General features: G+C 33.6%; 1 pseudogene. It reads left to right on the top strand.

The annotated features are described in order from the left end of the window. Positions 1–933 (top strand): annotated as a pseudogene (locus tag AC1DTM_RS28880) (HAMP domain-containing sensor histidine kinase); the annotation flags it as partial.

The following is a 933-nucleotide window of genomic DNA, read 5'->3' as shown; positions in this document are numbered from 1 at the left end:
ATATAGAAGATCGAATATTAGTTGAGCGCATACCAATTCAAACAAAAAAATTCACGGGAACTATTGAACTTACGAAAAACTTAGAGACATTTGATCATTTATTAAAAATTATCTTAGTGGTAATGGTCTTTGCAGGGATATGTGGATTAGTGTTTAGTTTTTTAGGCGGGATACTTATAACGAAAAAGCTTTTATCAAGTGTCCAAAACATAACGGATACGATGAAGCGTATTAAGAAAAACGGACTAAATGAAAGAGTTCCAGTACGAGAAAATAATGATGAACTCGCAAAATTATCGATTCTTTTTAATGAAATGATGGATGAAGTAGAAACTTCTTTTACACAGCAAAAACAGTTTGTAGAAGACGCATCGCATGAATTAAGAACACCATTAACAATTATTCAAGGGCACTTATCAATGCTGAATCGATGGGGGAAAAATGATTCAGCATTATTGGATAAATCTCTTCAATCCAGTCTAAAAGAAGTAGATCGATGAAATAAATTAGTTTCAGAATTGCTAGAGCTATCAAGAGCTGAATCAGACCAGATGCATCCAATAGCAGCCGAACGAGTCCATGTTAATAGCGTATTAAAACAAGTTACACAAAACTTTGCAGTACTGCAACCTGACGTTCAATTTGATATGAAATTAGATGCAGATGAAGCGTATGTTTCAATACCACCATCTTACTTAGAACAAATTAGTATTATTGTAATGGATAATGCAGTGAAATATACAAAAGAAGCTAATAAGTATATTTGTATTGAATCAAGTATAYAGTCGGGGGAAATTAATATTCGCATAATAGATCATGGAACGGGAATACCTGAATCGGATTTACCATTTGTTCTTAACCGTTTTTATAGAGTCGATAAAGCGAGAAGTCGAAAACAAGGTGGCAATGGGCTAGGTCTATCTATTGCAAAAC

The organism is Bacillus sp. P4_D3, assembly GCF_056401855.1.
The sequence above is the reverse complement of the archived record's forward strand: the minus strand, read 5'-3'. Positions and strand labels throughout refer to the sequence as shown.